General features: G+C 39.0%; 5 protein-coding genes. 4 read left to right on the top strand and 1 reads right to left on the bottom strand.

Going from position 1 to position 10506, the window contains the following annotated elements; all coding sequences use genetic code 11:
• The 4 genes from IEX65_RS27095 to hslU all read left to right on the top strand — a co-directional run.
• A partial coding sequence (locus IEX65_RS27095; protein ID WP_188771393.1) for a PKD-like domain-containing protein occupies positions 1-1056 on the top strand: 1056 nt, incomplete at its 5' end.
• 121 nt (positions 1057-1177) lie between these two features.
• Complete coding sequence (locus tag IEX65_RS27090) at positions 1178-4645, top strand: DUF11 domain-containing protein (protein ID WP_188771392.1); 3468 nt, start codon at positions 1178-1180, stop codon at positions 4643-4645.
• Positions 4646-5205: 560 nt separating this feature from the next.
• Positions 5206-7212, top strand: a complete 2007-nt coding sequence (locus IEX65_RS27085; RefSeq protein ID WP_188771390.1) for a T9SS type A sorting domain-containing protein — start codon at positions 5206-5208, stop codon at positions 7210-7212.
• Between the two features lie 302 nt (positions 7213-7514).
• Entirely contained in the window at positions 7515-8912 is a 1398-nt protein-coding gene (gene hslU, locus IEX65_RS27080; protein WP_188771388.1) for an ATP-dependent protease ATPase subunit HslU, read from the top strand.
• 78 nt (positions 8913-8990) lie between these two features.
• On the opposite strand, the gene IEX65_RS27075 is transcribed toward hslU, so the two are convergent.
• The gene (locus IEX65_RS27075) at positions 8991-10277 is read right to left on the bottom strand and encodes a DUF937 domain-containing protein (RefSeq protein WP_188771386.1); all 1287 of its coding nucleotides are present in this window, start codon (positions 10275-10277) and stop codon (positions 8991-8993) included.
• Between the last annotated feature and the right edge of the window lie 229 nt (positions 10278-10506).

The raw sequence follows: 10506 nt of genomic DNA, 5'->3' as shown, positions 1-10506 counted from the left end.
AGTGGTACCGCACCATCGGTAGCGATTAGTTCAAGTGTAGCAAGTACGTATAGTTGGACAGTTGGTACGATTACAGGCGGTATTACTGGAGCGAGTTCAGGCACAGGTTCAACGATTTCACAGGTCTTGACGAATCCAAGTAGTACAGTTGCCGGAAGTGTACAATATATCATTACGGCTACGGCAGGTACAGGCGGTTGTACGACCACAGCGAGTGTCTTAGTGACGGTGAATCCATTGCCAACAATCACAGCAGCCAATGCAGCTATATGTAGTGGCACAGCCCCATCGGTAGCGATTAGTTCAAGTGTAGCAAGTACGTATAGTTGGACAGTAGGCACTATCACAGGCGGTATTACTGGAGCGAGTTCAGGCACAGGGTCAATAATCTCACAGGTCTTAACCAATCCAAGTGCTACTGCCGGAAGTGTACAATATATCATCACGGCCACAGCAGGGACAGGCGGATGTACGACCACAGCGAGTGTTTTGGTAACTGTTAATCCTTTACCAACAGCAACGCTAACTGCACCAGCAACTTGTGCGGGAGCAACCACAGTTCTTGCTCCAACAGGTTTATCTAACGCAGCTACGTTCTTATGGAGTACAGGTGCAACTACATCAAGCATTTCTGTAAGTCCAACAGTACCGACTGGTTATACATTGACAATAACATCAGCGTCAAGCCCAGCTTGTTCGATTACACGCACAGTTTGGTTAGATGTGAAGCCTCTTCCAACAGCCGAAGTCACTGTAATACCATCTTCGTGTATTGGTAGCGTTTCACAAAGCAATGGTCAGTTAATGCTAAATAAATACAAAGATTCAGACCAAGTAGCTTATGGTTCGCCAATTTCTGCAACTCCAACATTTGCAAATGTTCCAGCAGGTGGAATTTTTGCCACAGGATTGGCAAATACAGCAGCTACTTACACAATCAGATTGAAGAATACAATTACAAACTGTACTAATGACCTTACTGCTACTATGACTGTAACTGTATGTCCTTGTCCAGCAGGATATTGTGAGCCTGCAACGGTTGTAAAAACTAAATAAAAAATTATTAAGTGGTATAGTTTTTGCTAATTAATAAATTAGTAGGTAACCGTACCACTTAGTTACTTAATATAAAGCACTCAAACTCAATTAAATATACTTACATTACTCAATTTGTCAAATGGAAAACAATTTACTAACCATTATGCCTATAAACCTCAAGCTTACCAAAATTTGGTCAAGTTTTTTGACGGTTTGTATGCTATTATTGTTTGTGAGCCAATCAACTTACGGACAAAGGGTGCCAGTACCTTGTACAGGTTCAGGTCCTTTTACAATCATTGGAGAAGATGCTTCTTCGCCGACTGCTAATGATGCAAAAATGCGTATCTCAGGTGCTTTAGCAGGAGATGACCGTGTTGGTTATTCGATTGGAGCAACTTACACAGGAACTAATTTCGCAGGTACACCTAAGTTATCTACATTAACAGGAGGGTATTTGTCGCAAACGTTACCAACTCCAACCAATACTGCTGGTACGCAATACACAATCAGGGTGTACAAAGCAGATACCACATGTTATTATGACCAAGTATTTACTTTAGAATATGTAAACTTTAATACAGCTCCAGTTTATCCCGATATCCAAGTGTCAGTTGTGAAAACACCAGACTTGGGTTTTTATGCTTTAGGCTCAACTGTAACAATTGATGTAGTTGTACAAAATACAGGAACAGGACCAGCAACGGGTGTAGAATATACCGTTGGAATTCCAGCAGGACTTACTGGTGTAACAGGAGTTGCATCTTACGGAACTTATGATAATGTCACCAAAAAGTGGACACTCGGGAATGTAGCCGTGGGGCAAACAAATATTAAATTGACTTTAACGGGTACGGTTGCAACAAGAGGGGTTAAATATTTAACGGCAGACCTTACAGGTGAGGTTGAAAACGATACTGACTCAAGACCTACAACTGCAACAAATCCGAGTAATACACCAGGTGAAGACGATTTTGGTTCGGTTTGTATCTCTACTCCATTTGACTATTGTACGAATGACGAATATACTATCACATTGCCAAGTTATACAAGCATTAAGTGGTTTAAAGGAACTACTGAATTGACAGCTGCAAATGCAGCTACGAATGGTGTTAGATTGAATACTGATGGTTCTTTAACAGTATTTGCCACTGGCGATTATTCATATAGCATGACAGTTGGCCCAAATGCTTGTCCAAGTGGTGGATGTTGCCCTATTAGAGTCGAAGCTGGTAAGCCACCAGTATTGGTAGCTCCAACTGCACAGGCAGTTTGTTTCAGTAAACCTTTCAATGCAGTAGCTGCAACCAACACGCAAACAACACCAAATGGTACATACATTTACCAATGGTACAATGCTAATGGTGCTTCTAACCCAACTACAACTGCAATTTCTGGCGAAACAGGCCTTGCTTTAACTGCCCTTCCAACTGCAGTAGGTACTTATGTTTATAAATTGAAAGCATACGAACAAGGTCACCCTAATTGTGCTGACTCTGTAACTGTAACGCTTGAAATTAAAGCATTGCCAACACCAGTGCTTGCATCTAACAGCCCAGTTTGTGCAGAAAGTCCTATTAACTTTACAGCAACACCAGCGGGTGCTACAAACTATGCTTGGACAGGACCTAATGGATTCACAGGCTCAAGTATTGCCAATCCAACGATTGCAAGTGCAGCTCTTGCGAGTGCAGGTACTTACGTAGTTACAGTTACAAATGGTGTAGGTTGTTCTGCAACAGCTACAACAGCAGTAATAGTTAATCCTAAACCAATTAAACCAGTAGTTGCTAATAAAACGTTCTGTGCTGAAGACCCACAAGCAACACTTTCGGCTACTGCTCTTAATGGAAATACATTGTTATGGTATGGTACCTACTCAACAGGTGGTATATCTTCAACAACTGCACCATCTTATAATCCAACTACGGCAGGAAATACTACTTATTACGTAACTCAGAAAGTTGATTTAACAGGTTGTGAGTCTAACCTTGCTGAATTGCTCGTAACAGTAAATGCAAAACCACTACCACCAACCACTGCCCCAGTTTCTGCTTGTCAAAACTCAAACCCTATTACTTTAACAGTATCGGGTAGTAATACAGGATTTGCAGTATTATGGTACGGTGTGAATTCAACTGGTGGAACAGGTTCAACAACAGCAGATATTGCCCCAACTGGCTCAGTAGGAACTACGACTTATTATGTGAGTAGAAAGACTGATGACACAGGTTGTGAATCGAATCGTGCAACAATTCCAGTTGAGATTCGTGCGACTCCAGTACCAACATTGGCATCTAACAGCCCAGTTTGTGCAGAAAGTGCAATCAATTTCACTGCCACACCTGCTGGTGCAACAACATATATATGGAGTGGGCCATCTGGTTTCACAGGAAGCAATACTGCAACACCAACTATCGCAAGTGCAGCGTTGGTTAACGCAGGTACATATAACGTAACTGTTACAAATGGTGTAGGATGTTCGGCAAGTACATCAGTAGTGGTAGTTGTTAATTCTCTTCCTGTTGCACCAGTAGTTGTTAATAAAGTATTCTGTGCCGAAGACCCACAAGCATCTCTTGTAGCTACGGCTCTTAACGGAAATCATTTATTATGGTACGGTAATGCTTCGACAGGTGGTATTTCATCTACTACAACGCCGGTTTATAACCCACTTACCGCAGGTTCAACGAAATATTTTGTAACTCAAGTTGATGACGTAACTGGTTGTCAATCTTATCGTAGTGAACTCCTTGTAACGATTAATGCTAAACCTCTACCTCCAGTTGCTGGTGATAAAACATACTGCCAAGGTGTAGCAGCAACGGCTCTTACAGTAACAGGTGCAGCACAACACACATTCTTATGGTATGGCACTTCGTCAACTGGTGGTACAAGTTCAACATCAGCTCCAGTCCCTTCAACAAATTCGGTAGGAACAACGACTTATTATGTTAGTCAAAAAGACAACGGAACTGGTTGTGAGTCTAATCGCGATGATGCAATCGTAATTGTAAATCGTACACCAGCTGCTCCAGTAGTAGCGAGTGTTAAATACTGTCAAGATGCAACAGCAACAGCTCTTACTGCAACGGGAGAAAATGGTAACACAATCATCTGGTATAACGGCGGTGCAACTTCAACAACTGCTCCAACGCCTAATACAGCAACAGCTGGTTTGACATACTTCTATGTTTCTCAATCAATTCCAGGAACAGGTTGTGAGTCGGGTATGTCGGGTATTCCTGTAACTATCGACCCTAAACCAGTAGCAACCGTTATTGCAGTTAACTCACTTTGTATCGGAACTGTATCTCAAAACAATGCTAAGTTGATTTTGACAAGATACCGCAACTCTGACGAGGTAATTCAATACAACACTGGTAGTACAATTACTGGTACAACATTACCAATCTTGACTAAACCATACTCTGGTGGGGTATTTGCAAGTAACTTGGCTAACCCAACTACTGCATCTCAAGATTATGCAGTACGAATCAAAAACTCGTATGGTTGTACAATTGACCGTGTAGCAACATTGACAAAAACAGATTGTGCATGTCCTGGTGGATATTGCGAACCTGCAACAATTACCAAAACGAAGTAAGTAAGACTTTAGACAATCACTTAGGATAATTACCTAAGTCTAAAATACCAAAATAGCCTGTCCCAGCTCACTACAAAATAGTGGGCTGGGCTTAGGTTAAATAGTAGAATTGATAATTTTATTAGTTTAAAAATGTCAGTTTTGCATACATTAAATTGCTAAGTGAAATAATTTTTTTTAGAAAACTACACCATTGGGGTTAACAATAAAAAAAGTTCTTCTTTTTGTTACCTTTTATCAGAAATGCAGTCATAATAATATACAAACAACAATGAAATCTAAAGTTTAATACATATCGTATTTATTGCATAGGATTCATCATTGTTTGGCCCAAAAGTTCGAGTTTTTTTACTCTAAATTCGTGTACCTCGTAAAAAAATGTACTCGTTTAATAATTTTTTCAGAAAAAACTCTTATCTTGCGGTATCATTTACGACCATTCCTGATGTCCCCCATTTTTAATTTTCAATAATGCCAAAAGCATTCTTTGAAAGTGTCAGTTTTCTACCAAGAAAATTTAGCTATTGAGTTTCTATAAATGCTATTGAGTTGATTACTCTATGAAAAAAATTAAAGGTTTACTAAAGCAAACCTTTGGTAATATCTTCGTAACTGTACTGCTATGCTCGGGTTTGGTCTTGTTGGGTTCGAGTAGTTATGGTACAAATGCACGATTGAATAAACCAAAAGGAAAATCAGCGAAAGCCGATTGTTTTCCGCCTGTATTTACACTCCGAAGTGTAGATGTTACGCAGGCAAATACCAATGATGCTCAGCTTATTTTATCGAATATCCAGAATGCTCGACGTTATTCTATTTCTGAAAAAGGAACGGCCGATATGACCTATGCTAAGGCAACGGTTTTCGACCCAACTAAAAAAGAAGTGGTTATCAAAGGTTTACCAAATCCTACTGATTTTACTTCTTACACCGTAAGGGTTTATAATTCAGAGACTTGTTTTGCTGACCAAATAATCACTTTAGAACACGTAAACTTTGCAGATTTAGTCGATGAAAGTCGATTAGAATTGATTCAAGCCGTAGATAATCATAATCCTCAAGTTGACGAAACGGTTACTTTTACAACCATCATATCTAATAAAGGAAATAAAACTGCAACAGGAGTTGAGATTCAAACCTTGATAAGTAGCAGTTTGAAGGTAGTTTATTTCTATGCTGATAAAGGTACTTTCGAGTCAACCAGTGGTTTGTGGGGCGTAGGCAATGTTAACGGTGGCGAAACCATCAAGCTCGTAGTAAAAGCAAAAGTTTTGCAACAAGGCTTGTCATATTTGACATCTTATATCTGGCGTCAGAATGGTAAAGAACGAGATATAAAAGCTCGTAACGGAGCTGATGGCGGCGATGATTATGGCGTAAGTTGTGTAAGTGTACCTATTTCATTGAAAAAAGGCGAAAACTACAAAGTTACTCTTCAGAAATATAGCGGTGTGAAATGGTACTACAAAAATGTGTCTTCGGGAGTTTATGAAGAAATTACAAAAAGTACTCCATCGGATATAGCCGTTATCAATAAAGATAGTTCGTTAAGTGTTCTGAAGGGCGGAGAATATACTTTCTCTAAACTCGTCGGTACTTGTAACGTTGGTAGTTGTTGTCCCATCATCATTGAAGGCTGTTCGGGACCAAAAATCGTAGTAGATTCAATATATTGTAATAAGAAAATTGATAGTTATAGCATAAGAGTTAAATTACTCGATGACGATTGGAGTATCGTTCAGCAAGCATATTTAGCTACTGCAAATATCGGTATGCCAACTGCTGTTGATTACCTAAAGCGTCTGAACCGTCTGCCTTTGCAATCGAGTGCGGGTTATGTAGTAGCCAATGGCGATGGGTTCTATACCATCGAAAACATTCCAGCATTCATGCCTAACGTTGCGTTGGTTGCAACCGATATTTCGGGTAAATGTAGTAGCAGTAAAATCGTAAATGCTCCTAACTGTAATATTCAAGGAGTACAAGCTCCGCTGGTATTGAATCAGATAGAGACATTTGCCACAGGTAATGAAATTCCGACATTCAGTGTAGTTAGCACTGCTAAAGGAACAGATGTATTGTGGTTTGACGACGAAAATGCTACCAAGCCGATTGCTACAGGAACGGTTTTCACACCATCACAAGCAGGAACGTATTTTGTAGCTGCTCGTGACCGTAAGACCAAAACTCTTAGTATGAAGCGTGAACTAACCTTGACTGAAATTGCACCAGTTAAAGAAGGTGTATTTAAAGATAAAGTTTGTAAGTGCGAAAGTGCCACTATCTTGCCAGATGATGATTTCAGTAAGGTTACAATTACGGCATTATACCCTAATCCAGCCGACGACCATCTGACGCTTGATTATAATTTGCCAGAGAGTTTACCATCAGCAAAACTGGTGTTTTTCAATGTATCTGGTACGGTTATTGCCTCTTACGGTTTAGAAAGTAATGAAAATAAAATCAAAGTAAGCACTTCTACTTGGATGGAAGGAACCTACTTTTTTCAACTTTCTGTCAACGGTCGAAAGATGAAGAGTGACAAATTTATCGTTATGCACAATTAAATGTTTTTAATTATAAATTGAGTAAGCCTTGTCTTTTGAGTGGACCGCATGAAATTTATTTTCATGCAAAAGGTATTTTTTTGAGTAAGAATCTTTGGTAGTAAGCTTATTATCAGAGGTTTATTTGACAAAAACAGAAACTACAATTGTGGTTTCTGTTTTTTTATTTTGTAGAATCTCATACGTAATCAACTTCATACAAACTTTCTAATATCTATTTTGTTTTATCACTACTAAAGCTACCTTTGTGTAGTAAATTCAAACCAAAGTTTAATAGCATTAAGCACAATATTCAATTCAGAATGTCGAAAAAAATAGAAAACCTTACACCACAACAAATCGTAAACGAACTCGATAAATATATAATTGGACAGAAAGAAGCCAAGCGAAATGTGGCTATTGCACTTCGCAATCGTTGGAGGAGAATGAATGCCGCCCCCGAAATGGTGTCGGAGATTATTCCGAATAATATCTTGATGATAGGCTCTACGGGTGTTGGTAAAACCGAAATCGCTCGCCGACTGGCAAAAATAGCTGATGCTCCCTTCGTGAAAGTAGAAGCATCTAAATTTACCGAGGTTGGCTACGTTGGGCGTGACTGCGAAAGCATGGTGCGTGATTTGGTCGAGCAGTCGGTTAATATGGTGAAGCTTGCCAAGAAAGAAACAGTAAAAGCTAAAGCCTTGGAAGTTGTAGAAGACCATCTTTTAGATATTCTGATTCCTCCAGTAAAAGATCAAAAAGAGACTGGTTTTGTTATTGAGGAAAATAAAAAAGAAATCGAAGATTATACCGAATCACTATTGAACGAGAAAACCCGTGAGGCGTTTCGCTCAAAATTGCGTAATGGTGAACTCGACCACCGTAAAGTTGAAATTGATGTACAAGCAGCTGGAATGCCTAATATCGGAGTTATGGGTGGCCCGATTGATGATATGTCGATGATGAACATTCAAGAAATGTTGGGTGGAATGATGCCCAAAAGAGGTAAAAAACGCAAACTTACAATAGCAGAGGCTCGAAAGATTTTGTTGGAAGAAGAAGCCGCAAAACTCATCGACATGGATGAGGTAAAAGAAGAAGCAATCTGGAAAGCCGAAAATCTTGGAATTATTTTTATTGATGAAATAGACAAAATTGCCAATAGCGGTGCAAAATCGGGTGGGGGAGCAGATGTTAGCCGTGAAGGTGTGCAGAGAGATTTACTACCAATAGTTGAAGGAAGTGCCGTAAATACCAAGCACGGAACCGTCAAAACTGACCATATTCTGTTTGTCGCAGCGGGAGCATTTCATGTATCGAAGCCTTCTGATTTAATTCCCGAGTTACAAGGACGTTTCCCAATCAGAGTTGAGTTAGAAAGCCTTACCGAAGATAATTTCTATCAGATTCTGAAAGCACCTAAAAACGCCCTTACAAAACAATACATTGCTATGCTCGAAGCCGAAGGTGTAACCTTATCTTTTGATGATGAAGCACTTCGTGAGCTTGCCCGCATTGCATTTGAGGCTAATAGTGAAGTAGAGAATATTGGTGCGAGAAGATTACAGACGGTTATGAGTCATTTGCTCAACGAAATTATGTTTGATGTGCCAGATAATATTGTCATGGATTCATCCATCACAATTACCAAAGAGTTAGTTTCTCTCCGACTTTCAGGATTAGTTAAAAACCGAGATTTGAGTCAGTATATTTTATAACAAGACAGTTTACCTCAAAATAACAAAAAAAGCGTGAAAGTCCCCCTTCACGCTTTTTCTTGTTATCTGTAAATCAGATTATTTCGATACTACCTTAATATCAGCACCATTTCCAGCACCGTTTGCACCTATTGCATCAATTCTTGTTTCTACAATACCTTTTACCAACAATTTCTTCTTTATAGCAAATGCTCTTTTCACAGCCATTGTTTTGTTGTCCATGCCAACAGCATTATTGGAGTGTCCTTGTAGTTGAATCTGCATTTTTGGATACTTGTTCATCAAATCAGCTAATTCATCAATAATCAAATCTGACTCAGCATCTAAAGCTTGTGAGCCTTTCACAAAAGCAACATTTGACATTGGGAAAATCTGACCTACTGGTTTAGCTTTATCATTCAGATACGCACTTAAACCTTCGCCAAAAGTACTGTATTGCTCAGTTGAATTCAATGAAGGAGCAACGGCTGCTTGTGCTGTATCTTTTACCGCTACTGAATCGGTGGCAGGTTTTACTAAACTATCTGTCTGAATAGCCGTTGAGTCAACCACAAGTTCCTCAGGTGTTTCTGTCTGCGACGGCTTGTAAATATTCATGTACCAATAAATTCCACCTGCAATTGCTGCTACCGCAATTAGACCAATCAATAACCATTTAACTGGAAATGGTGAACTCGTGGTTTCTTCTTCTTCGTAAGTTGAAGCAGCACTTTTCGATGGAGTTGGTGTTTCTTCGGCTGGTGTAATGCTTTTTCCTTTGATAGAAACAGGTTTCGCCGAAACCGATTTTTTAGCGGTAACAAATTTTGGTGAAAGTAATTCTTGCAAACCTAATTGCGGAATCATTTTCTCCAGTAAATCTTCAGGCACTAATTTGAAGAGTGGCTCGTGGTGGTCGCTTAGGTAAGTAATTAAGCCATCAACATCTAATTTATTAGTATCAATCTCCTTACTTACAGCATCAATCAATAAAGGTGCAGCAAGGCTCGAATACATCGTAGAAGAGTTTTTCTTGATACCAGCATAGATACCAATCATACTCACCAACGGGCTTTTGTATGCAGGAAAAATCTGGCTGATAAGGCCATCTCCAACTTTCAAGATATTATCTAATTTATCTTTTTTAGTAAGATAAGACATCACATCTCCAATTAGCTCTCCACCTTGATTGCCTTTTTGAATTTGATTGAAAAGCATACTCACACTCATCATACTACCCGTACGACGAACCAACCCCGCAACTAATGTATAAAAAATACCATCTAAGGCTTTTCGAGTTTTTTCTGGCTCTTCTTCAGAAAGTTTGGCAATCTTTGATACCACTTCATCAGTCAGAGCCTCGTTCAACGTATCAAATAAGTTCATAAGTTTATTTTTATTTAAATAATTGGCAATTGTTTCCTGCAAAATTTATAATTTGGTGCAAAACAACACAAAAGTACGGATTTTTGGTAGAATTTTCTTACCTTTTTATTGAAATTCATAATTAAGTCTTACAAAAATGATACCTAAAAATAAGTAATTGTACTTTATAAAGAATTGATTATCAATTAATAACTTTAAAAGCTATCTTTAAATATCTCAATAATAAATT

Source organism: Emticicia aquatilis (assembly GCF_014644295.1).
GTDB lineage: Bacteria > Bacteroidota > Bacteroidia > Cytophagales > Spirosomataceae > Emticicia > Emticicia aquatilis.
The sequence above is the reverse complement of the archived record's forward strand: the minus strand, read 5'-3'. Positions and strand labels throughout refer to the sequence as shown.

What these genes read in the sequence shown, in the direction of transcription:
- IEX65_RS27090 (WP_188771392.1), top strand. Translation starts at nt 1,178, where the DNA reads ATGGAAAACAATTTACTAACCATTATGCCTATAAACCTCAAGCTTACC.
- hslU (WP_188771388.1), top strand. Translation starts at nt 7,515, where the DNA reads ATGTCGAAAAAAATAGAAAACCTTACACCACAACAAATCGTAAACGAA.
- IEX65_RS27075 (WP_188771386.1), bottom strand. Translation starts at nt 10,277, where the DNA reads ATGAACTTATTTGATACGTTGAACGAGGCTCTGACTGATGAAGTGGTA.
- IEX65_RS27085 (WP_188771390.1), top strand. Translation starts at nt 5,206, where the DNA reads ATGAAAAAAATTAAAGGTTTACTAAAGCAAACCTTTGGTAATATCTTC.